The organism is Nocardia sp. NPDC052112 (assembly GCF_040680135.1).
Taxonomy (GTDB): domain Bacteria; phylum Actinomycetota; class Actinomycetes; order Mycobacteriales; family Mycobacteriaceae; genus Nocardia.
The window spans coordinates 52,386-77,248 of sequence record NZ_JBFAWD010000020.1 but is presented as its reverse complement, the minus strand read 5'-3'; the positions used below and the strand labels follow the sequence as shown (position 1 = coordinate 77,248).

General features: G+C 66.7%; 22 protein-coding genes. 4 read left to right on the top strand and 18 right to left on the bottom strand.

Going from position 1 to position 24,863, the window contains the following annotated elements:
* Window positions 1-21 precede the first annotated feature (21 nt).
* From AB0L58_RS31755 to dapA, 4 genes are all read right to left on the bottom strand, one after another.
* Entirely contained in the window at window positions 22-2,607 is a 2,586-nt protein-coding gene (locus AB0L58_RS31755) for a DNA translocase FtsK (protein WP_364392473.1), read from the bottom strand.
* Between the two features lie 239 nt (window positions 2,608-2,846).
* Window positions 2,847-3,473, bottom strand: coding sequence for a TIGR03085 family metal-binding protein (locus AB0L58_RS31750; RefSeq protein ID WP_364392471.1), 627 nt, complete (start codon window positions 3,471-3,473; stop codon window positions 2,847-2,849).
* Between the two features lie 147 nt (window positions 3,474-3,620).
* Window positions 3,621-5,585: a ribonuclease J gene (locus AB0L58_RS31745; protein ID WP_364392469.1), complete on the bottom strand. Its 1,965-nt coding sequence runs from the start codon at window positions 5,583-5,585 to the stop codon at window positions 3,621-3,623.
* Window positions 5,586-5,652: 67 nt separating this feature from the next.
* A complete protein-coding gene (gene dapA, locus AB0L58_RS31740; RefSeq protein ID WP_364392467.1) occupies window positions 5,653-6,561 on the bottom strand; it encodes a 4-hydroxy-tetrahydrodipicolinate synthase in 909 nt (302 codons plus the stop codon).
* Window positions 6,562-6,708: 147 nt separating this feature from the next.
* Between dapA and AB0L58_RS31735 the strand changes: the two genes are divergently transcribed.
* Window positions 6,709-7,158: a toxin-antitoxin system HicB family antitoxin gene (locus tag AB0L58_RS31735; RefSeq protein WP_364392465.1), complete on the top strand. Its 450-nt coding sequence runs from the start codon at window positions 6,709-6,711 to the stop codon at window positions 7,156-7,158.
* A 53-nt stretch (window positions 7,159-7,211) separates the two neighbouring features.
* Here the strand turns inward: AB0L58_RS31735 and AB0L58_RS31730 are convergent, their stop codons facing one another.
* The 8 genes from AB0L58_RS31730 to AB0L58_RS31695 form a co-directional block, all read right to left on the bottom strand.
* Window positions 7,212-8,411, bottom strand: coding sequence for a crosslink repair DNA glycosylase YcaQ family protein (locus AB0L58_RS31730; protein ID WP_364392462.1), 1,200 nt, complete (start codon window positions 8,409-8,411; stop codon window positions 7,212-7,214).
* Between the two features lie 32 nt (window positions 8,412-8,443).
* Window positions 8,444-9,457 carry a hypothetical protein gene (locus AB0L58_RS31725; RefSeq protein ID WP_364392460.1) on the bottom strand — a complete coding sequence of 338 codons (1,014 nt, stop codon included), beginning with the start codon at window positions 9,455-9,457 and terminating at the stop codon, window positions 8,444-8,446.
* A complete protein-coding gene (locus AB0L58_RS31720) occupies window positions 9,450-10,643 on the bottom strand; it encodes an ATP-binding protein (RefSeq protein ID WP_364392458.1) in 1,194 nt (397 codons plus the stop codon). Before AB0L58_RS31720 ends, AB0L58_RS31725 begins: the two co-directional genes overlap by 8 nt.
* A 95-nt stretch (window positions 10,644-10,738) precedes the next feature.
* Window positions 10,739-11,422 (bottom strand): response regulator transcription factor, encoded by a 684-nt coding sequence (locus AB0L58_RS31715; RefSeq protein ID WP_364392609.1) that lies wholly within the window; start codon window positions 11,420-11,422, stop codon window positions 10,739-10,741.
* 120 nt (window positions 11,423-11,542) lie between these two features.
* Window positions 11,543-11,995 (bottom strand): NAD(P)H-dependent oxidoreductase, encoded by a 453-nt coding sequence (locus AB0L58_RS31710; RefSeq protein WP_364392607.1) that lies wholly within the window; start codon window positions 11,993-11,995, stop codon window positions 11,543-11,545.
* A gap of 338 nt (window positions 11,996-12,333) precedes the next feature.
* Complete coding sequence (locus AB0L58_RS31705) at window positions 12,334-12,861, bottom strand: hypothetical protein (RefSeq protein ID WP_364392456.1); 528 nt, start codon at window positions 12,859-12,861, stop codon at window positions 12,334-12,336.
* Window positions 12,858-13,604 carry a 4-hydroxy-tetrahydrodipicolinate reductase gene (dapB, locus tag AB0L58_RS31700; protein ID WP_364392454.1) on the bottom strand — a complete coding sequence of 249 codons (747 nt, stop codon included), beginning with the start codon at window positions 13,602-13,604 and terminating at the stop codon, window positions 12,858-12,860. Before dapB ends, AB0L58_RS31705 begins: the two co-directional genes overlap by 4 nt.
* Window positions 13,605-13,695: 91 nt before the next feature.
* Complete coding sequence (locus AB0L58_RS31695) at window positions 13,696-14,121, bottom strand: MarR family transcriptional regulator (protein ID WP_364392452.1); 426 nt, start codon at window positions 14,119-14,121, stop codon at window positions 13,696-13,698.
* 60 nt (window positions 14,122-14,181) lie between these two features.
* Here AB0L58_RS31695 and AB0L58_RS31690 point away from each other — a divergent pair, with 60 nt between their 5' ends.
* Window positions 14,182-14,616: a MarR family winged helix-turn-helix transcriptional regulator gene (locus AB0L58_RS31690; protein WP_364392450.1), complete on the top strand. Its 435-nt coding sequence runs from the start codon at window positions 14,182-14,184 to the stop codon at window positions 14,614-14,616.
* A gap of 185 nt (window positions 14,617-14,801) precedes the next feature.
* Here the strand turns inward: AB0L58_RS31690 and AB0L58_RS31685 are convergent, their stop codons facing one another.
* Window positions 14,802-15,908: a zinc-binding dehydrogenase gene (locus tag AB0L58_RS31685; RefSeq protein WP_364392448.1), complete on the bottom strand. Its 1,107-nt coding sequence runs from the start codon at window positions 15,906-15,908 to the stop codon at window positions 14,802-14,804.
* Window positions 15,909-16,077: 169 nt separating this feature from the next.
* On the opposite strand from AB0L58_RS31685, the gene AB0L58_RS31680 reads away from it, so the two are divergent.
* Window positions 16,078-16,473, top strand: coding sequence for a VOC family protein (locus tag AB0L58_RS31680; protein ID WP_364392605.1), 396 nt, complete (start codon window positions 16,078-16,080; stop codon window positions 16,471-16,473).
* A 44-nt stretch (window positions 16,474-16,517) separates the two neighbouring features.
* Here AB0L58_RS31680 and AB0L58_RS31675 read toward each other — a convergent pair whose 3' ends face one another.
* Together AB0L58_RS31675 and AB0L58_RS31670 are read right to left on the bottom strand one after the other, a co-directional pair.
* On the bottom strand, window positions 16,518-17,918 hold the full coding sequence (locus tag AB0L58_RS31675; RefSeq protein WP_364392446.1) for a pentapeptide repeat-containing protein: 1,401 nt from the start codon (window positions 17,916-17,918) through the stop codon (window positions 16,518-16,520).
* 49 nt (window positions 17,919-17,967) lie between these two features.
* Complete coding sequence (locus tag AB0L58_RS31670; protein ID WP_364392444.1) at window positions 17,968-19,191, bottom strand: MFS transporter; 1,224 nt, start codon at window positions 19,189-19,191, stop codon at window positions 17,968-17,970.
* A 91-nt stretch (window positions 19,192-19,282) separates the two neighbouring features.
* On the opposite strand from AB0L58_RS31670, the gene AB0L58_RS31665 reads away from it, so the two are divergent.
* Window positions 19,283-19,612 carry a helix-turn-helix domain-containing protein gene (locus tag AB0L58_RS31665; protein ID WP_364392441.1) on the top strand — a complete coding sequence of 110 codons (330 nt, stop codon included), beginning with the start codon at window positions 19,283-19,285 and terminating at the stop codon, window positions 19,610-19,612.
* 1 nt (window position 19,613) lies between these two features.
* Here the strand turns inward: AB0L58_RS31665 and AB0L58_RS31660 are convergent, their stop codons facing one another.
* From AB0L58_RS31660 to AB0L58_RS31650, 3 genes are all read right to left on the bottom strand, one after another.
* Window positions 19,614-21,083, bottom strand: coding sequence for a tetratricopeptide repeat protein (locus AB0L58_RS31660; protein WP_364392439.1), 1,470 nt, complete (start codon window positions 21,081-21,083; stop codon window positions 19,614-19,616).
* 61 nt (window positions 21,084-21,144) lie between these two features.
* Window positions 21,145-22,455, bottom strand: a complete 1,311-nt coding sequence (locus AB0L58_RS31655; RefSeq protein ID WP_364392437.1) for a pitrilysin family protein — start codon at window positions 22,453-22,455, stop codon at window positions 21,145-21,147.
* A gap of 80 nt (window positions 22,456-22,535) precedes the next feature.
* Window positions 22,536-24,809, bottom strand: coding sequence for a polyribonucleotide nucleotidyltransferase (locus tag AB0L58_RS31650; protein WP_364392435.1), 2,274 nt, complete (start codon window positions 24,807-24,809; stop codon window positions 22,536-22,538).
* Window positions 24,810-24,863: the final 54 nt, after the last annotated feature.

Genomic DNA, 24,863 nt, shown 5'->3' with positions numbered 1-24,863 from the left:
ATATTTGCCGCCGAAGCATTTTCACTCCTCCGGGGTTTCCGGCTCCGCATCCCCGCCGCCGCGGATCGTCCACAGCAGCCCGTCGAGCTCATCGGGCTTGATGAGCACATCGCGCGCCTTCGATCCCTCGCTCGGGCCGACGACGCCGCGGGTTTCCATCAGATCCATCAGACGACCCGCCTTGGCGAAGCCGACGCGCAGCTTGCGTTGCAGCATGGACGTCGAGCCGAATTGTGAAGTCACGACCAGTTCCACGGCCTGGAGGAAGACGTCCAGATCGTCGCCGATATCGGGGTCGACATCCTTCTTCTCGCCGGCCTTTGCGGCGGTGACGCCCTCCTGGTACTCCGGTTCGGCCTGGTTCTTGGTGAAGTCGACGACACCGTGGATCTCCTCATCGGAGATGAACGCACCCTGCAGCCGGGTCGGCTTGTTCGCACCCATCGGCAGGAACAGTCCGTCACCCATACCGATCAGCTTCTCCGCGCCGGGCTGATCCAGGATGACCCGCGAATCCGTCAATGACGAAGTGGCGAAGGCCAATCGGGACGGCACATTGGTCTTGATCAGACCGGTGACCACGTCCACCGAGGGCCGCTGTGTCGCGAGTACCAGGTGAATGCCCGCGGCGCGGGCCTTCTGGGTGATGCGCACGATCGCGTCCTCGACATCGCGCGGCGCGGTCATCATGAGGTCGGCGAGTTCGTCGACGATGGCGAGAATATAGGGATACGGCCGGTAGACCCGCTCGCTGCCCAGCGGCGCGGTAATGGCACCCGACTTGACCTTCTTGTTGAAGTCGTCGATGTGGCGCACCTTATTCGCCTGCATGTCCTGGTAGCGCTGTTCCATCTCCTCCACCAGCCAAGCCAGCGCGGCGGCGGCCTTCTTCGGCTGGGTGATGATGGGCGTAATGAGGTGCGGAATACCCTCGTACGGTGTGAGTTCCACCATCTTGGGGTCGATGAGGATCATCCGGACCTCATCCGGGGTCGAGCGCGCCAGCAGCGATACCAGCATCGAGTTCACGAAGCTCGACTTGCCGGAACCGGTCGAACCCGCGACCAGCAGATGCGGCATTTTCGCGAGATTCGCCGAGACGAAATCGCCCTCGATATTCTTGCCGAGGCCGATCACCAACGGGTGGTGGTCATTTCGGGTCGCGGGCGCCTTGAGCACATCGGCCAGGCGCACCAGTTCGCGATCGGAGTTCGGCACCTCGATACCGACGGCGGACTTCCCCGGGATCGGGGCCAGCAGCCGAACATTCTCGGTGGCAACGGCATAGGCGATATTGCGCGCCAGCGCGGTGATCTTCTCCACCTTCACGCCCGGACCGAGTTCCACCTCGTAGCGGGTGACCGTCGGGCCGCGCACGAAACCGGTGACCGCCGCGTCGATCTTGAACTGCACCAGTACCTCGGTGATCGCCTCGATCATCGATTCATTGGCGGCACTGCGCTTCTTCGGCGGCTCGCCGTCGGTGAGCAGTGTCAGCGGTGGGAGGGTGTAATCGCCCTCGACCTCGCGGTCGGGGATGAATTCCAGCTGCTTCGGCGGCGGCGGGGTCTGGTCCTCGACCTTGATCGGGGCGCGCTTCTTCGGCTTGGGCTTTTCCTCAGGCGTCTCTGTCGCAATCGGTTTCGCGTCGCGCAGTGGCGGTTCGCCGATGATCTCGGTGGCCGCATCGGAACCGCCGAATTCGTCGGGCGGATAGTTCTCCTCGGGCGTACGACCACGCCGCTTCGACTTGGCATTGCGATGCAGCGGGAATCCGTCGGCATCGTAGTTGGCCGGATCGAAATCGGATTCGCCATCGTAGGCACCGTATTCGTCGCCACCGCTGCCGGTACCGAAGTACTCGCGCAACCGCTGCGGTACCTCGCGCACGGTGGTTCCCGTTACCAGCAGCACACCGAAAATGATGGCCAGCAACAGAATCGGCACCGAAAGCCAGGCCGTGAGCCCGTTGGTAAGCGGTCCGCCGACCACGAATCCGACGAAACCCGCCGCGCGCGAACGTCCGTGCGCATCGGTCGGTGCTCCCGCCGCGATATGCCACAGCCCCAGGACCGGCAATCCGATCAGCAGTCCGCCCAGTACCAGCCGCGGCCGGATCTCCGGACGTGCCTCGGTCCGCATCAGGACAATGGCGATTCCGGTGGCCACGAACGGCAGTCCGGCCGACGCCGACCCGGAGACCGCGCGAATCGCCTCCTCGACCCAGTGCCCGATCGGCCCGCCCGCCGAGAGCCATACCGCGGCCGCTATCACCGCGCTGACAGCGATGAGGGCGAGCGCGATGCCGTCGCGACGATGACCGTGTTCGATTTCCCCGGCCCGACTCACGGCACGGGTGGTGGCGCCGAGCCCGCGGGCGAGCATATTCCAGCCACTGCTGATGCCGCGGCTGATAACCGCGAGCGGTGCGGTATCCGACTTGCGACGGACCGGGCGCCGCACCGGTGTGGTGCGGCCACGCGATGCGGGCGAGCGGCGTTGACCGGTGGTGCGAGCCTGGCCCGAACGAGATGCCGCCGTGGTCCGCCCCCGGGCCGATCCCGCCCGCGCACGAGTGGTCGTGGAGCTGCGGGACTTACCTGCCATGGACCCAGGCTAGCCGCAAACGCCCCATCCAGACCATCAACCACACACGTAACTGTCCCGCCTCCCGGACCTTTTGCCGGTCGTGAGTGCCTCGCCAGCCTCGTACCAGGCCGCATGTATAGTGCTAGGCGGCTTTTGGGCGCACCCGGCGAGCTACCCGTGTGCGTACGAGACCAGTCGTCGCGAAATCAGCGATGTGTTTTGGCGTGTCGACTGAGCGAGCGCCTCCACGGACCGGGTTACACCGACCGATCCGCCTCCAGAACAGCCCGTACGTCGGCAGGATCACCTTCGGTTTCGATGCGGACCTCATCGCGGCCGAAGGCGTGCAGCAGCAGTTCCGATGGTTTGCCGATCAACGTCACCTGCGCCGTTCCGGACTTCGTATGCACCACCGCGCGACTGCCGTCGGGGGTGGCGAGTTCGACGGTGACCGGCGCCTTGCGATAGGCCATCCGGCCCATGCGACGCAGTGCCGACCACAGCTTGTCCTCATCGGCGGCGGGCAGATCGCGCGGCTGCCAACCGGGTAGGCCGCGACGCACATCCTCGTGATGGACGAACATCTCGGTCAGATTGACGACGGCATCGACCGGTTTGAGCGGCGACCACCATGGCGGGCCGGAGCCCACATCCGCCAACAATTCCGGGAAGGGCCGCCGCGCCGCCTTGGCCTGTACCGACTCCAGATATCCGGCCAGCGGCTTCAGCATGATGCCAGGGGACGCGTCCGGGCGACGTTCTCGAACTACCAAGTGCGCGGCCAGATCTCGCACGGTCCAGCTGCCGCACAGGGTGGGCGCGTCCGGCCCGGCCGCGGACATCGTGTCCACCAGTGCCCGACGTTCCCGTTGCGCCATGCTCATCTGCCGAACATATCGGATGCGGTGTCGGCGCGGCAGTCCGAGTCCGACGGACGCAGCCGGGCTGGACTTCGCTGGCCTGCCAGCAGTAGTGCTGATACCACACGAAACCGCCGGATAGCAACGGCTTCCGGCGGTGTCGAGTCGGTGTCAGACGCCGATGACCGTCGGCACGATCATCGGACGGCGGCGGTAGGTCTCGGCTACCCAGCGGCCGACCACGCGCCGCACACTCTGTGCGATGCGGTGGGTATCGGTCACACCCTCACCGGCCAGTCGCAGCAGCTCGGCCTCGACGAGTTCCGCGGCATCGACGAGCGCGGTCGGATCGTCGGAGAAGCCGCGCCCACTCACCTCGGGGGTGCTGACCGCCTTACCGGTGGTCGAGTCGACCGCGAGGGTGATCGAGATGAATCCGCCCTCGCCGAGCACCAGACGATCCGAGAGCGTCGACTCACCGACATCGCCGACCGAGAGTCCGTCGACGTACACATGTCCGACCGGCACGCGACCCACGATCGAGGCGATCCCGTCGACCAGGTCCACCACGACACCGTCCTCGGCGAGCACCACCCGATCCTCCGGTACACCGGTCGCCACGGCCAGCGCGGCATTGGCACGCAGATGCCGCCATTCACCGTGTACCGGCATGGCATTGGTCGGGCGCACCGCGTTGTACAGGTACAGCAATTCACCCGCGGACGCGTGTCCGGAGACGTGCACCTTCGCATTCTGCTGGGTGATCACCGTGGCGCCGAGCCGCGCCAGACCGTTTACCACCGCGAATACCGAATTCTCATTGCCAGGAATCAGCGAGGACGCCAGCACCACGAGATCGTCGGCGCGGATATTGATCTGGCGGTGTTCACCGCGCGCCATCCGCGACAGCGCCGAAAGCGGTTCGCCCTGTGAGCCGGTCGAGATGAGCACCAGCCGATCGCCCGGCAGGGTCGCGGCGACATCGAGATCGACGACCACGCCATCGGGGACCGTCAGATAGCCCAATTCCTGCGCGATCTCCATATTGCGCACCATCGAGCGGCCGACGAAACAGACGCGCCGCCCGTACTTCTGGGCGACATCGACCACCTGCTGGATGCGATGCACATGGCTGGCGAACGAGGCGACGATCACCCGGTGCCTGGCCTTGCCGATCACCGTATCCAGGACACCGCCGATTTCACGTTCCGGCGTGACGAAACCCGGCACCTCGGCATTGGTGGAGTCCACCAGGAACAAGTCGACGCCCTCGTCGCCGAGGCGGGAGAAGCCGGCCAGGTCGGTCAGGCGACCGTCCAGGGGCAGCTGATCGAGTTTGATGTCGCCGGTATGCAGCGCGACACCGGCCGGCGTGCGGATGGCGACGGCAATGGCATCGGGAATCGAGTGATTGACCGCGAAGTATTCGCAACCGAACGGGCCGTGCGTGGTGTGCTGGCCCTCCGTCACCTCGACGAGTTTGGGACGCTGCCGGTGCTCGCGGCATTTCGCGGCCACCAGCGCGAGGGTGAATTTCGAACCGACGACCGGGATATCTTGACGCAGCCGCAGCAGGAACGGCACCGCGCCGATGTGATCCTCGTGGCCATGGGTGAGCACGATGGCTTCGACATCGTCCATCCGGTCCTCGATGGGCCGGAAGTCGGGCAGGATCAGATCGACGCCGGGCTGCTGGTCCTCCGGGAACAGCACGCCGCAGTCGACGATGAGCAGCTTGCGGCCGTATTCGAAAACGGTCATATTGCGGCCGATTTCGCCGATGCCGCCGAGGGCGAAGACACGCAGACCGTTCTTGGGCAGCTTCGGCGGGGCACCGAGCCGCTCGACGGGGGCCGGCACGGGCTGTTCACCGCGACCGCGACCGCCCGGCTGACGACCACGCCCCTGTCTACGGGGCTGCTCGGCCGGGGCCTTCAGCGCGGCCTTCTTCGCGGGGGCTCGCTCCGGCGCGGTCTGTCTGGACGCGATATCGGACTGCGATAGGTCACCGACGTCGGATTGTGCTGCCTGATCGGGTTTTTCGGTGCTTGCTGGACGCTGCGCGGCGGGTTCGGGCGCGCCCGCCGCCCTGGTCGCGGCCCGACGAGGGCGCCGCCGGCCTGCTGCTTCAGTCATGACTGCACCTCACTACTGGTCGGTTCGATCATGTCTGACAATGCGGTAATTCTGATTCGCTTACTCCTCATGAAAGCACCCCTGCCCGCCGGAGGTCGGCGGCGAGGGCATCGAGTTGTTCGGTGGTCGGCATCAATTGCGGCAGGCGTGGTTCGCCGACATCCACACCGAGCAGACGCAGCCCGCCCTTGCTCATCGCAACACCACCCAGTCGCGACATCGCGGCGTTCAACGGCAGCAGGCCCGCATTGATCTCGCGAGCACGCACCACGTCACCGGCGGTGTAGGCATCCAACAGAGCGCGCAGCCGCTCGGGCACGAGATGTCCGATGACACTGATGAATCCGGTCGCGCCGACCGACAGCCACGGCAGGTTCAGCGCATCGTCACCGGAGTAGAACGCCAGATCGGTATTCGCGATGAGATCCGCACCCGCGTTCAGATCGCCCTTGGCATCCTTGACCGCGACGATGCGGGGATGTTCGGCGAGTTTGCGGATGGTGTCGCTGGCGATGGGAACCACCGAGCGCGGCGGAATGTCGTACAGGGTGACCGGCAGATCGGTCGCGTCGGCGACCGCGGTGAAATGCGCGATCAGGCCGTCCTGAGTGGGCCGGGAGTAGTACGGGGTCACCACGAGCAGACCGTGCGCGCCCGCACGCTGGGCATTGCGGGCGAGTTCGATCGAATGCGCGGTGTCATAGGTGCCGGCGCCCGCGATGACGGTGGCACGAGCGCCGACGGCATCGACGACGGCGCGCAGCAGATCCGCCTTCTCCGATTCGGTGGTGGTCGGCGATTCCCCGGTGGTACCGGAAATCGCCAGCAAATCGACGCCGCAGTCGACCAGGCGGGTCGCGAGCGCGACCCCGGCATCGACATTGAGCTTGCCGTCGGCACCGAAGGGGGTCACCATCGCGACACCTACCGTGCCGGCCGCACGCGGCTCCCTAGGCGTCGATTCACCGTTCGTCATGGTCAGAAAGGCTACCCGCTCCCGGGAACAGCCTCGACACCCTCGTCGCCGAACGGCCTGCCGCGGCGAGTGATTCACCTCCCATTACCTGATCATGATGTCAAATCCGTCCTTGAATGACGCCATAAATGGCGTCACACTGATGTCATGGACTTGAACAAATACACCGCACGGCTACACGAGGACCTGATCGCGGCGGCCGCACTCGGTGATGAAAAGACCCAGGCCACCGCCGCCGCCCTGGCCGCGGCAACGGAGAGTTCGGCGCGATTGGCGCTGCTCGCGGCGTTATCGGACCTCGCCGCGGAGGTCAGCACCGCGCTCGGCGACCGGACAGTTCACGTCTCGGTGGACGGCACCGATGCGACCGTGGACGTCCGCAAGAATCCGGCACCGGACAACGAGCACCCGACGATCGAGGAGATGACCGGCGATATCAGCCGGGTCACCCTGCGAATGGTCGAGCAGTTGAAGGCCAAGGCCGAAGAAGCCGCCGCCGCCAGCGGAGTCTCCTTGAACTCCTGGCTCTCGAGTGCCGTCAGCGGCGCACTGCGCGACCAGATGCGCGGGTACGCAGGCCCCAAGCGCGACATTTGAAGAGACGCGCACCGGCGCGCTGACGAGGACGCCTCCGGAAGTTAGCGAGAAGTTCACAGTAACGGTGCTAGATCACCGCGTTCGCCGATGACCACCTCGTCCAACTCCAGCCAGTCCGCCATCTCGCGGAGGGCATCCGTCAGTGCCGCAGCGGTCTCCGGTGTGCGGCGACCCGGCTCGGCGAACGCACCTGGCACCAGCAGCCTGCCCGATGCTCGCTCGGCACGCAGATCGACCCGTCCCACCAACTCGCCGTTCAGAAGGAACGGAAATACGTAATATCCGTGCACCCGTTTGGGTTCCGGAGTGTAGATCTCGATTCGATAGTGGAAGTCGAAGATCCGCTCGGTGCGGGTCCGGAAGAAGATGAGCGGATCGAAGGGGCACAGCAAGGCCGCACCGTCGATCCGGCGCGGCGTAGCGGCACCCGCGCGCAGATAGGCGGGCTTACCCCAGCCTGGCACCTCGACCGGTTCCAACTCTCCCGCATCGACCAACTCCGCGATGGCCGGTTCGGTTTGGGAGCGGTGCAGGCGGTAGTAGTCGCGCAGGTCGGTCTCGGTCGCGACGCCGAGTGCCGTGCCCGCGCGCAGCACCAATTCCCGCACCGCATCGGCCTCGGATATGTTGCGCACCAAGATCTCCGGCGGGAGCACACGCTCGGCCAGGTCGTAGTGGCGGGTGAACCCGACCCGCTTGTCGACCGAGAGCGCACCGGCGGCGAAGAGCGCCTCGCAGACCATTTTGGTATCGCTGAGATTCCACCAGGATCCCTTGGGACGCGGTTTGTCCAGTTCGAGATGGCGTTCGACCTCACCTGCGGTGGCGGCGCCGACCTCGGTGACGACGTCCAGAATGTCCTTGCCGAGGGTCGGGTTGCGTTCGGTCACCCGGCGCATGCCGTTCCAGCGCCCGTGTTCGTACTTCCGCATCCGCCAGCGCATGAGCGGCCAGTCCTCGACCGGGATCAGCGCGGCCTCGTGTGCCCAGTATTCGACCAGCCGCCGTGGGCGTCGCACCCCATTGCTCCAGACGGCCTCGTCCAGCACCGTCCGGTCGTACCCGCCGATCCGGCTGAACACCGGGGCGTAGTGCGCGCGCACCACCGCCGATACCGAATCCAGTTGCAGCAGCTGGGTTCTGCCGAGTACGTCGAGGACCGTCCGCCGGGTCGGCGCAGCCGGTTTGCGCCGACCGAAGCCCTGCGCGGCCAGCGCCGTCCGACGCGCCGCCGCCGCACTCATCGTCCGCATGATCACGACAATGCCATGGGGGTACGACAGATTTACGTCGAGACCGAGACCGCACCCGCGGTATCGATCTCGGTGCGCCGATCCCGATCCGGTGCATTCGCGAGTACAGTGGCCAGCACCCGTCGGCCCATCGGCAATACCCGCACGGTCACCGAACCGGCATTGGCCGCATCCAATTCCCGGGTCGCCGATTCGATCACCTGCTGGCGCACCCATTTCGGCACCCCGGCGAATCCGCCGTCGTCGAGCAGCACCACCTCGACCCCGCGCGAACGCGCGCCGCGGGCGGCACTGCTCAACTCGTCGGTCACCAATTGCGGTGCGCGCAGGCCGTCCCGGAGTTCGGCCTCCAGCAGTCTGCACTCTTCGCGTTCGGCCGCGGTGAGTTCGGCGCCTTCGGCAATGCGTTCCAGAATCGGCCGGGCCACCTTGTCGAGCCGGGCCAGCTGCCGATCCCGCTCGCCGTTCTGCGCGGCCATGGTCGCCTCGGCGGCCGCGCGCATGGTCGCCTCCTCGCGTAGCAGCCGTAGCGAGCGCTGCATAGGTCGCATGACCGCAGCGCCGATCGAAACCCCGGCGACTGTCGCGATCGGCACGATGGATCCGATCACCACCCGCATTCCGTTCGTCGCGCCGACCACCGCGATCACCGCCGCGATGCCCGCGACACCGCACCACGCCGCCCCCAAACGGCCGCGCACCACCAGCACCGCGAGCACATAGGACGCGGCGAATGCGGTCCAGACCTGCTTGGAAATGCCGTGGTCGACTTTCACGGCGGTCAACGCCGCCGCGATCGGGCCGGCCGCGGCCACCGCGATGGCGGCGGTCAACGGCAGTGGATCGACCGGAATCACCAGGACCAGCACACCGGCCCCGGCCACCAGCACCAGCGCGGTCACCGCCAGGAGCATCGGTGATTCCGCGAAATTGCGCACCATGTACAGCAGAATCGTGGCCTCGAACACGACCAGGAACAGCCAGGCCGATCGGTCCCGCAGCCCGAGCAGATCGCGCAGGCCGAATTCGTTCTCGGTATCAGCCATCGCCGCCCCAGACCAGAGTCACCGTGGTCCCCTCCCCCGGTTGGGATTCCACGAATCCGGCGCCGCCGGCCAGCTGACGCATCCGGCCGAGGATGCTCACCGAGACGCCCAGCCGGTCGGCGGGCACCCGGTCCAGATCGAATCCCGCGCCGTCATCACGGAATACGACGCGGATACCACCCGCGCTGATGGTCACCGTGACGGTGCGCTGTACGGCGCGGCCCGCGACGGTGGCGTGGCGCAGACTATTGCGCGCCGCCTCGGCCAGCGCTGCGGCGATGGTGCCCGCCGCATGGACCGGCAGGCGCAGGTCATCGAGTCCGGCCCAACGCCGCGCGGTGAACCGGATGCCCGGATTCACCTCGTACACCGCTGAGCGCAGAAAGCCGATCGCCGATTGCGCGTCCAGTCGGTCGGGTTCGGTATTGGTGCCGCGGCATTCGTCGAGTTGTTCCAGTGTGCGTTCGGCCTGACCGCGCAGCACCGGCGATTCGGCCCCCGCACGTGACGCGTCGAGCAGGGTCGACAGCACCGCATCGTGGATCAATGCCGCGAAGCGGGCACGCTCGCGATCCCGGGCCGCGGCACCGGCCACGGCGGCCGCGCGGCGGCTCGCGATCACCGACTCCCGGTCCACCCGCGCCGCCGCCGCGAGCGCGAAGATGCAGCACCACAGGAACAGTGCGCACAGGCCTGCGGCGCGGGAGAAATCGCCGACCAGGGACCAGACCGTGGCATCGTGCACCACCGACCGGTTCGCCAGTGCCGCGATTGCGGCGGCCCCCAGCAGATAGCCGGTGGCCAGCGTCGGACGCCAGGCCAATACGGCCGCCAGCACGCCCAACGCGAGCACCCGATACATCCACACCGATGTGGTGTCGGTCAACGGCACGGCATAGATGAACGGTATGGTCGCGAGCGCCGCGAGGTAACTCAGCGCGGCCGCACCGGCCACCACGCGAATAGCCCTGCGGCCCATGGTGAACGAAACGACCGCGAGCACCGGAAACCAGCCGAGCGCCACGCCGACCACCAGGCTCGCCCACGGGCCGGAGACGAATTTGGACTGGTCGGCGATATCGGGCAGCTCGACGATCGCGACGATCACACCGGCGATGCCGACGGCCAGACCCATGCGGCGCAGAATGCGATCCGAGGCCGCTTCGACAATCTTCTCCCTGGACACCGCAGCCCGCCCACGGCGCCACCGACTCGCCCGGAACGAGTCGAGCGAGGCGGAGCCCGCAGAGGTCGCAGAGGTGTCCAGCATGCTGGACGAGGTCATGCGCGGGGATGCCGCTCGGGAACCGGTAGCCATCCGTCCTCGACCGCCCGCTTGTAGAGGTCGGTTTTGGTGGGAGCCGGACGACCCGCATCGGCGTACTTCTGCCGGATGCGCCCCAGATAGTCGTTGACGGTCTGTTCGGACAGGCCGGTGAGCCGCGCGACGCGGGAGGCCTTCTCACCGGAGGCGTAGAGGGTGAGCACCTCTTCCTGGCGCGGGCTCAGACCCACGTCGGACAGTTGCGGATCGCCGTCGATGGCGGCGGCCCAGTCGGTGGTCACCACCTGCTCACCGGAGGCGGCGCGGCGCACCGCCGCTACCACGGTCGGCACATCCTCGGATTTGCGCACCACACCGAGCACACCGGCCTTTGCCGCGGCCCGCACCAGGAACGCATTATCCGCGCCGGTGAATACGAGGACCTCGACGCCGCGGTTGCGCAGCGCGCGCACATTGTCTTCGGGCGAGGATCCATCGGCCAGGCGCAGATCGAGAACGACCAGATCCAGCGGGGCGCTGTTCGACGCCGCCACGAGCAGTTCCGGCACGGTCCCCGCCGTCAGCACCAGATCGAGATCGGGTTCCGGCGCCAGCATCGCGGCAAGCCCGATCGCCACCGATTCGTGGTCTTCGACCAGCCCGATCCGGCGCGGTGCTGTTTCGCCCCCTTCGGCCCACATCACCTCGATACTCCGTTCCCGAGCAAACTCGTCCACATCCCCACCGCTGCAATGTCACCTCGTAGTATGCCCGGATCTGCCTGATACCGGTCAGACACCAAAATTCGGGGGGACGCCACGCTACCCCATGAGCTGTGCGGCAACGGTCGCACCGAGTTCCCAGCACTGCTGGATCTCCGCTTTACCCGGCGCTCCCATCACGATGACCGGCGCGGCGACCTGCGCCCAGCCGAGTCCGGTGGTCACGCTGCGCACGCCGCGCTCGGCCCCCTCGGTGCCCTCGTTGCCGTGCAGATAGAAGCCGAACGGCCGCCCGCGCGTCGAGTCGAGGCACGGGTAATAGAACGTATCGAACGCATGCTTGAGCGCACCGGACATATAGCCGAGATTCGCCGGGCTACCGAGCAGATAACCATCGGCGGCCAATACATCGCTCGCGGTGACCGCGAGCGCGGCCCTGCGCTCGACCTCCACTCCTTCGATCTCCGGATCCGTCGCCCCCGAGACAACCGCCTCGAACATCGCCTGCATATGTGGTGACGGAGTGTGATGGATGATCAGCAGCCGCGGCACATCCAGCAGCGTACTGCGGCACGCGAGGAACGTGTGGGACAGCAGCACGACATCGAGCCTGAAACGGCCATATTCCGGGCACCAGGCTATTGACTGGCAATAGATGTGGGAGGACAATTAAGGGTCACACCGGAACACCGGAAAGTGACAAACTGTCAGCGGAGACGTCCAAAGACATGGGAGAAACTTTCCAGGATCTGGCCAGGCCCCCGGCAAGCCAGTCGAATATCGGAGTTGTCAGCGACGACTGAGACTCATGAATTCGATGGAGACTACCGGGGACTGCTCTGTATTGGGGGGCTTTCTCTGCGAATCCCGGGTGCCCCCTGTGCGAGCGGTCAGGGTTCGTGGGGGGCGCGGTCCAGCTTTTCGAGGGCTACCGCGCGGCGCATGGTTTCGCGCGCGCGGGTGCGGTCTCCGGCGTAGTCATAGGCGCGGGCGAGGCGGTAGGAGACGCGCCAGTTGTCGGGGTCGGCCTCCCATTCCTGTTTGACCCGGTTGAAGAGTTCGTCGGCGGCGGCGCGTTCGATGCGGCCGGAGGGGCGGCGCGGCAGGCTCGAGGTGTCCAGTTCGAGGCCCTCGTCGTGGATGCGGCGGGCCAGATGCTGGTGGGCGAGGGCAGCGCGGACGGTGGCGACGACAATCCAGACGCCGAGCAGCGGCAGGATCAGGACACCGATGCCGATGCCGACGGCGGCGAGGTCGCCGGAACCGATGAGGCTGAACGCGATGCGGCCGAGCAGCACGAAGTAGAAGCCGAGCACGACGACGAGGGCCGCGATGAATGCGACTACCTTGCGGACGTCACCGCCGCGAGCGTCGGTGTCCGAGCCCTGGTCTTCCGGCTGGACCGGTTCCTGTGTCACAGGTCCAGGAACGGGTCGAGCCCGACGGTCAGGCCGGGGCGATTCGCGATCTCGCGGATGCCGAGCAGTACACCGGGGGCGAAGGAGGAGCGGTCGATGGAATCGTGCCGGATGGTGAGGGTTTCGCCCTGGGTGCCGAAGAGTACCTCTTGATGTGCGACGAGTCCGGCCAGGCGCACCGAATGCACCCGCACACCGTCGACATCGGCACCGCGGGCGCCCTCGAGTTCCTGGGTGGTGGCATCCGGGCTGCGGCCGACTCCGGCCTTGTCCCGCGCGGCGGCGATCAGACCCGCGGTGCGATAAGCGGTGCCCGAGGGTGCGTCGACCTTGTTCGGATGATGTAACTCGATGACCTCGACCGAGTCGAAGAACCGTGCCGCCTGCTCAGCGAATCGCATCGACAGTACCGCGCCGATGGCGAAGTTCGGGGCGATGAGCACACCGGTCTCCGGGCGCCCGGCCAGCCAGCCGCGCACCTCGTCCAGGCGGGCCTCATCGAATCCGGTGGTCCCGACAACCGCATGAATACCGCGCTCCACCAGGAACTTCAGATTCCCCATCACCACATCGGGATTGGTGAAATCGACGACCACCTGGGTGCCCGACTCGGTGAACGACTCCAGCGAATCGTCCTTGTCGACGGTCGCGACCAACTCCAGATCGTCGGCCGCCTGCACCGCCGCACAGATCGCCTGACCGACTTTCCCCCGCGCACCGAGCACTCCGACCCGAATGGCCACCGCACCTCCTAATTCCACTTCCGTACCGCAACCCTATCGAGCCGACGCGCGCCCCGGTCGCCGGCCTCCCGCGCTACGCGCGGCCGATAGCTCAGCGACCCGCGACCTGCGCGCCTGACATGTTCGCGACCATTCGCTCGAGCGTTCGGATGGTCTCGGCGTACCGCTCGTCGGTGATGCCCTCGACCATGGCGCGGCGACGCTTGCCGATGCGGACGAAGGCTTGGTCGTGGACGGTGTGCCCCGCCTCGGTGAGCCCCAGCGTGCCCGCGTTATCGACTATCAAGCCGCGATCGACGAGTTCGGCGAGCTCCGCCTCCCATTCACCGTGGTGTTCCCAGAAGGGCGCCAGACCGTCGCGCACCTCGGCGGCTGCACGCGTGCCGCCAGCCAGGAAATGGACCATCTGCCAATGCCTGCGACTCAGCTCGCCGGCAGCGAGGTCCTCCTCGAACCGCTCATTGATCAGTCGATCCAGTTCCTTCAGCAAATACCCGATCATCCGTTTCTCGGCCATGACTCCTCCATTTACATGTAGAATGACAACTACATGTAATATGACATTAAAGGTAGTCGGATGGAAGACCACGATGCGGTGACCGCGGCCGTCGAGGCGGCGATGGTGCGGATTCGGCGGCGGCAGACTCGCGGAGCACTCGGCGCGGATTCACCGGTGCCGATCGCGGTGTTCCGGGTATTGGATGCCGTAGCCGGTGCCGACGCGGACACCGTCGGCACCCTGGCCCCGGCGCTCGGGGTCGACCAGCCACGCGCGAGCCGCCTTGTCGCACAGGCGGTTTCCTCCGGCCTCCTCGAGCGGGCGGCAGATCAGCGGGACGGCAGGCGAGCCGTCCTGCGACTGACCCCCACCGGCCGCGACGCCGTGACCGTCGCACGCGACGGCCGCCGCGCCGCCATGGCAGCCGCGATGTCGGATTGGACCGACCGCGAGCGCGCCGAATTCGCCCGTCTCCTCGGACAATTCGTCGATGCCCTGGACGACCACCGCTGATTACCGACACCAGCGCGCCACCGAAATGCGCAGCCTGTGCTGCGCCGGGCAAACGGAGCGGCGAAACGCTTGTGGAGCGCAGGTAAGACCGAAACCCGTTCCGGCACCGCGCGATGATGCAGGAACCCACCGACAGACCACAACGGTCTAGCAGGGAATCGCCTCCAGACACGGAGACGAGGATGTCAATCGAACACGATGACCTGCCGCAGCGCATGCCCGGCTGCGAGCTCATCCATGGCGTGGTTGATTTCGTCCAATCCGACATGCGAGGACACCAGTTTTTCGACAGGCAGCCGACCCTCGCGCCACATGCGGACGTACTCCGGAATATCGCGAGAGGGCACCGCCGAGCCGAGGTAGCTGCCGATGATCGTGCGACCCTGCGCGACCAAGGCCAGCGGTGAAATGCTCGCGCGTGCGTCGGGGGCGGGCAGTCCGACGGTGACGGTCGTGCCGCCGGGTCCCGTTGCGGCGATGGCGGTTTCGAAGGCGCGCACATTGCCCGCGGCCTCGACCACGATATCGGCCGAGATGCCGCGTTCGGTGAGTTCGGCCGGCGTGTAGGCGGCGTTCGCGCCGAGTTCCCTTGCCAGGGCGAGCTTTTCCGGCACGGTATCGATCGCGATCACCTCGTGCGCACCGAGCGATACCGCGACGAGCACCGCCGCCATGCCGACCCCGCCCAGCCCCACCACCATGATCCGGTCGGCTACACCGGGTTTCGCGGAGTTGAGCAACGCACCACCACCGGTGAGCACCGCGCAGCCCAATACCGCGGCAACCTCCGGCGGCACATCGGCATCGACCGGAACCACCGATCGGCGATCGACGACGGCATGCGTGGCGAAGGCGGACACACCGAGGTGATGGTGCACCTCCGTGCCCTCGCGGTGCAGCCGCCGCCCGCCGTTCAATAGCTCACCCGCATTATTGGCGACACTGCCCGGACCGCACGGCGTACGGCCGTCACTGGCACAGCCCGCGCACTCCCCGCACCGGGGCAGGAAGGTCATTACCACGCGCTGCCCGACCGCGAGATCACCGCCACCGGGCCCGACCGCCTCGACAATGCCCGCCGCCTCGTGTCCGAGCAGCATCGGCACCGGTCGCACCCGGTTTCCGTCCACCACCGACAGATCGGAATGACAAAGCCCGGCGGCCTCGATCCGCACCAGCAGCTCACCCGGACCCGGCTCCCCCAGCTCCAGCTCACAGACGGTGATCGGCGCCGACTCGGCGAACGGCGTGGGCGCTGCGATCCGCTCCAGGACCGCCCCTCGAATCTTCATTCCACCGACGCTACCGCGCGGCGTCACAGACAGCCCGACCTGGCCCGCATCACTCGGGGCTGGCACGGTGGAAGGCGATTGGCTAATCTCGACGCCCGTGACGGTGCTCCCGTAGGCCGCCTTGTACCGAGCCCGGGGTCGGGACCGTCACGACACAAGGAGAAATCCCCTGTCTGTTCAGTTCAATCACACCATTGTCGGTTGCCGCGACAATCGGGTGTCCGCCGAATTCTGGTCGGACATCCTGGGTTTGGAACCAGGAAGGGAATGGGGTCCGTTCATCCCGCTCCCAACGGGTAATGGAGTCACCTTCGACTTCGCGAACGTGCCACCACACATCACCGAAATCCAGCCCCAGCACTACGCATTCCTGATCTCCGAGGCCGAGTTCGATGCGGCCTACGCCAAGATCCAGCGCTACAAACTGGAACATTGGGCCGACCCCCGACAACAGGGCGTCAACGAGATCAATCACAACGATGGCGGCCGCGGCGTCTATTTCCTCGACCCCAGTGGTCACTTCCTGGAACTGATCACCGTGCCCTACGGTGGTTGGCCGACGTAGCGCGCACGGTCGGGGCAGCATGCTGCCCCGACCTTGTCCAGCCCTTACGCCACGGTGGTCGGCGGCCACGGGTTGGGTTTGACGGTGCTCGGTTTGCGAGTGGGTGCGTCATCCCAGTCGAAATGCGTGCCCACCCAGGCCCTCGGCCGATCGAAGTGGATTTCCTGGGCGGCGAACCGCGTGCCGAGGAAAGCGATATCGCCGAAGAAGTCACCCTCGGTGAAGTCGACCGTGCGGCCGCCGAGCACCGTCCGGGGGAACCTGACACCGCCATGAAACTCCGCCCGCGAGAAGTCTGTTTCGCGAGTGCCACGGTTGCGTAGTCGATTCGGCGCGCCGATCTTCGCCTCGTCGAAGGCCGTGAGCGTGGCGTAGAACTGCGCACCTCTGAATGCGATACGGGAACTTGTGAATTCGGCGCCGTCGAAGGCAATGTGCGCACCGTCCAGGACGGCGCGCTCGAATGAGGTCAGCTCCGCCCGGAACTCCGCGTCCTGGAACGAGGTTCGCGGGCCGAGGAAGCGGGCACCGCTGAAGTTGGTGCGCGGCCCTTGGAAGTGAGCGCTCTCGAACGACACCGCACTCTCGAATGTGGCATCGGCGAAGGTGGTGCCGTGGCCTGCCGGTTCATGCTTTTCGATACGGCTGGTATCGAACTTCGCGTGGTCGAACAGCACCGGGCCATCCCGGAAGGTCGCACCGCGGAAGGTGACATGGTGGCCGTCGAACCGCACGCGCTCGAATGTCGACTGCCCCATGAACGTCGCCCCGGCGAACGAGGTATGCCGCCCCGAGAACACCGCCTCCCGGAAATCGACCTGCTCCAGCACCGCGCCGTTGAACGTCAAGTTGCACGTCGACCACCGGATATCCGCGGATGGTCTCAGGTGTTGGGCGATCACGCGGACGATAGCGCGACGCACCTCCCGATCGTTCTGCCGGAATCGGTATACCCGCTCGACTTTGGTCCCTGCCTGCTCCGCCGATTCAGACCGCGAGACAATATGATTCGCGCCATCGGTCGGTTCGTACGGCAGCTGCAGATATCCACACAGCACGTCGATGCACTGCTGTCTTCGACTCTGCGCGGAAAACTCATCGGCCACCCCCGCCATCGCATAGACGCCGGCGATCCGCACCGCCGCATCCGCATCCCCCAACTGCCGCGCCGCCGCTCCGAACAATTCCGCGAACCGCCCGCGCTCCAGATCCCGCTGCCGCCGATACGCCACCACCAGCGCGACCGCTCCGCCAACTCCGGCGGCCACCGACAGCGCGATCTTGGTGAGGTCCAATTGATTCGGCGTCTCGGCCTTCGCCCCCAGCAGCCACCACAACGACCACCAGGTCAGCCCGGCAATCACCAGTCCACCGACAACCGCACCCACCACCGCGAGCAACAGTGCCGCGCGGTGTAGTCGGTCGCCCAACCGCCCCCATCGCATCACCGCATGCTAGCCGGGTTGCCGCTCGCCGACTACCGGGTGAGACCGCTCAGACCTGCGCCCCTTGCGTTTTCGCCTCCTGATTCCGACGCAACCCCAGCCCCGCCGCCACCAGGCACGCGAATGCGACCACACCGACGAACCACGGGAACACCTCGCTCAGCCCCCATTCGGTGGCCGCCCAGCCTGCGAGGACGGTCGGCAGCGCCATGGCCGAGTAGGCGAGCAGGTAATACGCCGACATGGTTTCACCCCGCTTGTGTTGCGGCACAACCTCGGACAGATGCCGCAGCGAACCACCGAACCCGAGCCCGAAGGTCGCGCCGAGCAACACTCCGGCCAACAGCACCACGACCCAATTGCCGGTATGCAAAGCGGGCACCGTGAGCACCAAAGCCACCGCCATGCCGGTATCGCCGCCGATTGCCGCGCGCCGCGCCGGAATTCCGGTCGCGAACAGCTGTGCCGTGGCACCGGCCACGGCGGTCGACGCGACGACCGCGCCACCGAAGACCAGATTGTGGATGCCGGTCTCCGCTGAGGCGAGCGACGGATACAGCGACAGCAGTACGCCGAGCACTGACCAGGCCGCCATCACGCCCAGCGCCGAGAACCAGAAGTCACCGCGAATCTCCTGCGGCACCGCTGGTTTCGCGATCGTGATGCGCCCGGCGATCCGAGCGGTGTGCGGTTCCCGCAAGGCGATGACACCGACGCCGATGAGCAGGCACACCACCGTGATGACGACATAGGGCATGCGCAGCGGATGCGGCGCGTACTGTGCCAGCAACGCCGAACCCAGAATCGCCACGGCCATACCCACATTGAAGGCAACGCCGCTGAGCTGACCGGACCGCGCGCCGTGCTTGGGCCGCAGATCCAGTAGCGCCGCGGCGCCGGCGACCACCGTGGAACCGACCGCCAGCCCGTGCAGTGCCCGCGCCACCAGCAGCATCGCGACATTGTCGGCCAGCAGGAACACCACAAGTCCGATGATCATGGTGGCGAATGCGCCGAGCAGCACCGGCTTACGACCGACCACATCGGAGATTCGCCCGGAGACCAACACCGCGACCAGCGCCGCGAATGCGTAGACCGCGAAGACGAAGGTCGTCGTCAGCGGCGTGAAATGCCATTCCTTCTGGTACATGCCGTACAACGGCGCGGGCACCCCGGAGACACCGAGCGCCACCCCGCTGGCCGCCAGAATCAGCGCATAGGCCCAGCGCTGTGCGGTCTGCTGGTCGGCCGCCACCGTCATTGTCGCTGCCATCGGAACCCCGATCAGGTAAGTTTGATGATGATCGAACTTGACTAGACGATACAGCCGGTACGATGGTCATCAAACCACTGTGAGGTAGATCATGACCGAAACCAAGGAATCGGCCACCGAGGCGCCGCCGGTCGCCTCGTTACCCGCCGTGCTCGGCGCACTACAGGATCCGGTGCGGCTGGAGATGGTGCGACGGTTGAGCAATGCCGGCACCGCCGTGCGCTGCGGTGCGCTCTACGAGGTGATCAACAAGTCGACCGCCACTCATCACTTCAAGATTCTGCGCGAGGCCGGTGTCATCGAGCGATTGATCATCGACGGCCAGACCTGCCAGCGCCTGCGCTCCGCGGATCTCGACAATGCCCTGCCCGGACTGCTTCCTTCGATCGTCGAGGCGGCCAACCGCGCCTGTGGCGACTGAGCTACCCCGCGGGTGGCGGCAGCACCGGCGGCGTGAAGTGGAAGGTCGGAATCGGCGACGGTGATTTCGGGACGGTCGACACCGGAGTCCGCTCATCGCTGTGGAAGGTCTGCGTCGCGGTCTGATGCAAACCCCACCAGATCGCGAGCGTCATCAATGCCGCGACCAACAGGACGCCCCCGGCATACGCGTCGAACATCCGCCACCCGCGCTCCAGCGCCTGCACCAGCAGAATCTCGAGCAGCAACGTCACAACCACCATGCCGACGATCGCGACGAACACCCCGAACGCCGCAGGCTGCCGAGCCCAATGCCGCAGCGCGGCAAACATTCCCACGAGTAACAGCCCGCCACCGATCACGATGATCACGCTCAGCAGCGCGAACTCCTCCCCCGCACGCCGATCCGATTCGCCGTCGCGCCGCACGCCCCACGCCGCGAACAACAGCAGATGCGCCAGCGCGGCACCCACCACCCCGATCAGGATCACGATGTACCCACCGCGGATGTCCTCGGACCACCAGCCCGACCGCAATTCCAACGTACCGATATCGGCGACGAAACCCGAGAGCAGCCCGATCACCAGCGCGAGCAATGCTTCCGGGCGCCGCAGCAGCCGCTTGCGCATATATCCCCGCGGCAACTGGCGACTCAGCTTGCGGAACACGCCGAACCACGCACCGAGCACACCCACGAACAGCGCCGGTGTCAACACCCGCATGCCAACCGGGGGAATCCACATCGACAGCGCCACCACGGCCGCCGCGAAGAACCACACCCAAGCGGCCAGCCTGATCAGCGCCCGCCACATGATTTCGGCGAGCAGCCGACGTGCGCCGGCATTGCCCGGATTCGAGCCGAGCAATCCACGCAGCGTCGCGACGGCCTTATCCCTGGTCGCGACGTTCTCGAAGTCCAGCCGCGCCCTGGTCTGCAGCAGCTCGGCATGTACCGGATCCTCGGCGAGACCGGCCTCGACGTGGCGTCGGGCGGCATCCGAATCATGCATTCGGCGATAGGTTTCCGCCGCGTGGGCATGCGTACCCACATGCGCGGGGGCGAGCTGTGTCGCCCGTTCCAAGGCATCGCGGGCTTCGGCTCGCGGTTTGTCCGAAGTCGCCGAATTGGCGATTAACCGAGCCAGCACCAGCAGGGCGGCGACATTGTCCGGGGCCAACCGAGTCGCCATGCGAGCATGCCGCTGCGCTTCGGCGCGCATGGCGTAGGCGTCGTAGGCCAGGGCAGCGGTCAGATACGCGTCTATGCGCGCCGGATCGGCGGCGATCGCGGCGTTCGCGTAGCGCAGCGCGTCGTCGGTCTGATCGAGTCGATAGGCGATATCCGCCATGCGCTCCAGCAGCACCGGATCGTCGGGGTGCGCGACCAAGGCCTCGCCGATGATCCGACGCGCCTCGTCGAGCCGTCCGAGTTCGACCGCCACCTCGGCGCGACCGAGCGCCGATCGCGTCATATCCACCCCCGATCAGATCGGTGGCCGATGCGAATCACATCGGCCACCATGGTGATCTACCTCAGTCCGCGACCAATCGCCGCACCGCGGCGGGCAAGTCCCGCGCGCGCCGATACGGTCCGGCCACCGATGCCGCGAAAGGCCGCGCCAGCAGGGTACGAGCGATCGCCGAAACCTCGTCGGTGGTCACCGCATCGATGCGCGTCAGCGTCTCCGAGACACTGCGGTGGTTACCGTAACTCAGTTCGCTGCGACCGATCCGGTTCATCCGCGATGCCGAATCCTCCAGGCCGAGCACCAGTCCACCGCGCAACGACCCCTTGGCCCGCGCGCATTCCGCGTCGGTAATGCCATGGGCCGCGATCTCTTCCAGCACCCCGCGCGCCAGTGTTGCCACCTTGCCCAGGTTTTCCGGTTGGCAGCCGATGTATACCGAGAACGCTCCGGTATCGGCGAAGGTGTCGACGCTGGAGTACACCGAGTACGCCAGCCCGCGTTCCTCCCGAATGCGTTGGAACAGGCGCGAACTCAGGCCGCCGCCGACCACGGTATTGAGCACCGACAGCGGCCAGCGCCGCTCCCCCTCGTGGCGACCGAAGGCCCGCACGCCGAAGGCCAGGTGTGCCTGTTCGCTGTCGCGATGGTTCCAGTGCAGTTCCGGTGCGCCGTGCGGCCGGAAGCGGCCCTCGCGACGGCGGGCCGGCTCCAGGGTCGGGTCGAGCCGAGGCGCAAACGCGCGGTGCACCAATTCCACGGTGTGGTCGTGCTCCACATTGCCCGCGACCGCGACGACCATCCGGTCCGGCCGATAGCGCCGCAGATGGAAGCCGCGCAGCTGCGTGGCATTCATCGCCTCGATGGTTTCGACGGAGCCGATCACCGGACGCCCGATCGGATGATCGCCGAAGAGTGCGGACAGGAATGCGTCGCCGACCAGATCCTCCGGATCGTCGTCGCGCATGGCGATCTCCTCCAGCACCACCTGCCGCTCGACATCCACATCCTCGGCCCGGCACAGGCCGTTGAGTACGACATCGGAGACCATATCGACGGCCAGCGGTAGATCCTCGTCGAGGACGTGAGCGTAGTAGCAGGTCTGCTCCTTCGCGGTGAACGCGTTGAGCTCACCGCCGACCGCGTCCATCGCCTGCGCGATATCCAATGCCGAACGCGTCGGAGTCGCCTTGAACAGCAGGTGTTCCAGGAAATGCGCGGCACCCGCCACGGAGGTTCCCTCGTCGCGCGAGCCGACGCCGACCCAGACCCCGATCGACGCCGAACGAACACCGGGCACATGTTCGGTGACCACGCGCAGCCCGCCGGGTAATACGGTGCGCCGTACCCCCGCGTCGGTGCCCCGCACCTGGTCCATTCGCAGCTCCAGAGACGAACCCCCCTGCTCGCCGCGGAGCAGAGGGGTTGCCGTCTTCTTCTTCGTCACAGAGACAAGTACTACTCGGTCTCCGCCGTGCCCGCATCAGCGGTTTCGGCCGCCTCGGGCTCGTCGGCGTTCTCGTCGACCGGCACCAGCGAAATCTTGCCGCGATTGTCGATATCGGCAATCTCCACGCGCAGCTTGTCGCCGACGTTGACCACATCCTCGACCTTGGCCACGCGCTTGCCGTTGCCCAGCTTGGAGATGTGCACCAGGCCGTCGCGGCCCGGCAGCAGCGAGACGAACGCGCCGAAGGCGGTGGTCTTGACGACCGTGCCGAGGAAGCGCTCGCCGACCTTCGGCAGCTGCGGGTTGGCGATGGCGTTGATCTGGTCGATCGCCGCCTGCGCCGCCGGACCGTTGGTCGCACCGACGTAGACCGTGCCGTCGTCCTCGATGGAGATATTGGCGCCGGTCTCCTCGGTGATCTGGTTGATCACCTTGCCCTTCGGGCCGATGACCTCGCCGATCTTGTCGACCGGGATCTTGATCGCGGTGACGCGCGGTGCGTACGGGCTCATCTCGTCCGGGGTGGCGATGGCCTCGGCCATGACCTCCAGGATGGTGGTGCGGGCATCGTGCGCCTGGCTCAGCGCACCGGCCAGCACCTGCGAGGGGATGCCGTCCAGTTTGGTGTCCAGCTGCAGCGCGGTGACGAAGTCCGGGGTGCCGGCGACCTTGAAGTCCATATCGCCGAAGGCATCCTCGGCGCCGAGGATGTCGGTCAGCGCGACGTAGCGGACCTCTTCCTCACCGTTGTCGTTCTTGATCGTGTCCGACACCAGGCCCATCGCGATACCGGCGACCGGCGCCTTCAGCGGCACACCGGCGTTCAGCAGTGACAGGGTCGAGGCGCAGACCGAACCCATCGAGGTGGAACCGTTGGAGCCCAACGCTTCCGAGACCTGGCGGATGGCGTAGGGGAACTCCTCCTGGCTCGGCAGCACCGGGATGAGCGCCCGCTCGGCGAGTGCGCCGTGGCCGATCTCGCGACGCTTCGGCGAACCGACGCGACCGGTCTCACCGGTGGAGAACGGCGGGAAGTTGTAATGGTGCATGTAGCGCTTGGAGGTCTCCGGGCCGAGCGAGTCGACCTGCTGGGCCATCTTGACCATATCGAGGGTGGTGACGCCCATGATCTGGGTCTCGCCACGCTCGAACAGCGCCGAACCGTGCGCCCTCGGGATCACCGCGACCTCGGCGGACAGGGCACGGATATCGGCCAGGCCGCGACCGTCGATGCGGAAGCCGTCGGACAGGATGCGCTGGCGCACCAGCTTCTTGGTGACCGAGCGGAATGCCGCGCCCAGCTCCTTCTCGCGACCGGTGAAATCGTCGGCCAGGCGGGTCAGCACATCCAGCTTGATCTCGTCGATCTTCGCCTCGCGCTCCTGCTTGTCGGCGATGCTCAGCGCCTCGCCCAGCTCGCGCTTGGCGGTGCCATCGACGGCCTCGTAGACATCGGCCTCGTACGGCGGGAAGAGCGGGAACTCCTCGGTCGGCTTGGACGCCAGCGAGGCCAGATCCTGCTGCGCCTTGCACAGGCGGGCGATGAACGGCTTGGCGGCCTCGAGGCCCTGCGCCACCACGGCCTCGGTCGGCGCCTGCGCACCGTCGGCGACCAGGGCGATGACCTTATCGGTGGCCTCGGCCTCGACCATCATGATGGCCACGTCGCCGGATTCGACGACCCGACCCGCGACGACCATGTCGAAGACCGCGCCCTCGAGCTGCTCGACGGTCGGGAACGCGACCCACTGGCCATCGATCAGCGCGACGCGCACGCCGCCGACCGGACCGGAGAACGGCAGGCCCGCGATCTGAGTGGACGCGGACGCGGCGTTGATGGCCACGACGTCGTACAGATCGTTCGGATCCAGGCTCAGCACGGTGACCACGACCTGGATCTCGTTGCGCAGGCCGTCGACGAAGGACGGACGCAGCGGACGGTCGATCAAGCGGCAGGTCAGGATCGCATCGGTGGAGGGGCGGCCCTCCCGGCGGAAGAACGAACCCGGGATGCGGCCCGCGGCGTACATGCGCTCTTCGACATCGACCGTGAGCGGGAAGAAGTCGAACTGATCCTTGGGGTGCTTGCCCGCGGTGGTCGCGGACAGCAGCATGGTCTCGTCGTCCAGGTAGGCGACGACAGATCCGGCGGCCTGACGAGCCAGGCGGCCGGTCTCGAAGCGGACGGTGCGGGTACCGAAGGTGCCGTTATCGATCAGCGCGACGGATTCGAATACACCGGGCTCGACCTCGATGGCCGAGGATGTAGTTGTTTCGGACATTTTTCTGCTCTCAACCTCTCGTCTTCGCTGGATCGAGCGCCGGGTGGGCGCGAT

Bases quoted from the DNA above. Each gene is read 5' to 3' on its own strand.
- AB0L58_RS31755 (WP_364392473.1), bottom strand. From the start codon at position 2,607: ATGGCAGGTAAGTCCCGCAGCTCCACGACCACTCGTGCGCGGGCGGGA.
- AB0L58_RS31750 (WP_364392471.1), bottom strand. From the start codon at position 3,473: ATGAGCATGGCGCAACGGGAACGTCGGGCACTGGTGGACACGATGTCC.
- AB0L58_RS31745 (WP_364392469.1), bottom strand. From the start codon at position 5,585: ATGACTGAAGCAGCAGGCCGGCGGCGCCCTCGTCGGGCCGCGACCAGG.
- dapA (WP_364392467.1), bottom strand. From the start codon at position 6,561: ATGACGAACGGTGAATCGACGCCTAGGGAGCCGCGTGCGGCCGGCACG.
- AB0L58_RS31735 (WP_364392465.1), top strand. From the start codon at position 6,709: ATGGACTTGAACAAATACACCGCACGGCTACACGAGGACCTGATCGCG.
- AB0L58_RS31730 (WP_364392462.1), bottom strand. From the start codon at position 8,411: ATGCGGACGATGAGTGCGGCGGCGGCGCGTCGGACGGCGCTGGCCGCG.
- AB0L58_RS31725 (WP_364392460.1), bottom strand. From the start codon at position 9,457: ATGGCTGATACCGAGAACGAATTCGGCCTGCGCGATCTGCTCGGGCTG.
- AB0L58_RS31715 (WP_364392609.1), bottom strand. From the start codon at position 11,422: ATGTGGGCCGAAGGGGGCGAAACAGCACCGCGCCGGATCGGGCTGGTC.
- AB0L58_RS31695 (WP_364392452.1), bottom strand. From the start codon at position 14,121: ATGGCCGAGAAACGGATGATCGGGTATTTGCTGAAGGAACTGGATCGA.
- AB0L58_RS31690 (WP_364392450.1), top strand. From the start codon at position 14,182: ATGGAAGACCACGATGCGGTGACCGCGGCCGTCGAGGCGGCGATGGTG.
- AB0L58_RS31685 (WP_364392448.1), bottom strand. From the start codon at position 15,908: ATGAAGATTCGAGGGGCGGTCCTGGAGCGGATCGCAGCGCCCACGCCG.
- AB0L58_RS31675 (WP_364392446.1), bottom strand. From the start codon at position 17,918: ATGCGATGGGGGCGGTTGGGCGACCGACTACACCGCGCGGCACTGTTG.
- AB0L58_RS31670 (WP_364392444.1), bottom strand. From the start codon at position 19,191: ATGGCAGCGACAATGACGGTGGCGGCCGACCAGCAGACCGCACAGCGC.
- AB0L58_RS31665 (WP_364392441.1), top strand. From the start codon at position 19,283: ATGACCGAAACCAAGGAATCGGCCACCGAGGCGCCGCCGGTCGCCTCG.
- AB0L58_RS31660 (WP_364392439.1), bottom strand. From the start codon at position 21,083: ATGACGCGATCGGCGCTCGGTCGCGCCGAGGTGGCGGTCGAACTCGGA.
- AB0L58_RS31655 (WP_364392437.1), bottom strand. From the start codon at position 22,455: ATGGACCAGGTGCGGGGCACCGACGCGGGGGTACGGCGCACCGTATTA.
- AB0L58_RS31650 (WP_364392435.1), bottom strand. From the start codon at position 24,809: ATGTCCGAAACAACTACATCCTCGGCCATCGAGGTCGAGCCCGGTGTA.